Source organism: Micromonospora sp. DT228, from assembly GCF_049841595.1.
Lineage (GTDB): Bacteria > Actinomycetota > Actinomycetes > Mycobacteriales > Micromonosporaceae > Micromonospora.
Window position 1 is genome coordinate 1 of the sequence record NZ_JBNCKO010000065.1, and the last position, 428, is coordinate 428.

Annotated in this window: 1 protein-coding gene; it reads right to left on the reverse strand. The window is 76.6% G+C overall.

Features of this window, described 5'->3' with window-relative positions:
• Positions 1 to 428, reverse strand: a 428-nt coding sequence (locus ACLQ29_RS35425; RefSeq protein WP_425775710.1) for an N-acetylmuramoyl-L-alanine amidase family protein, incomplete at both ends; no start/stop codon positions are given.

Here is a 428-nt window from a genome sequence, read left to right on the forward strand (position 1 = left end):
GGCGACGATCTCCCGCTGCACCAGCCCGGCGAGCCGCTCCCCGGTGGCCGAGGTGACGCCGTTGTCGGTGCCGTAGTGGTAGGTCGCCACGCCGTCGGCCTCCGGGTTGGCGTGGCCGTCGGTGTGCAGCGAGATGAACACGTCGGCGCCGAGGGAGTTGGCCAGCTGCGCCCGCTCCACGTCGGGCAGGCAGCTTCCCGGCGTCGGCCCCCGGGTGAGCTGCACCCGCACGCCGGACGCGGCGAGCCGCCCCTCCAACCGGCTGGCCAGGTCGTGCACCAGGTCGGCCTCGGTCCAGCGCAGCGGCCCGTCCGGCACCACCACGCCGGGGTCGGTGCCGCCGTGGCCCGGGTCGATGACCACGGTCCGGCCGACCAGGGCGGGACCGGCCTGCCGGATCGCGTCGGACTCGCGCAGCCACTGCGGCC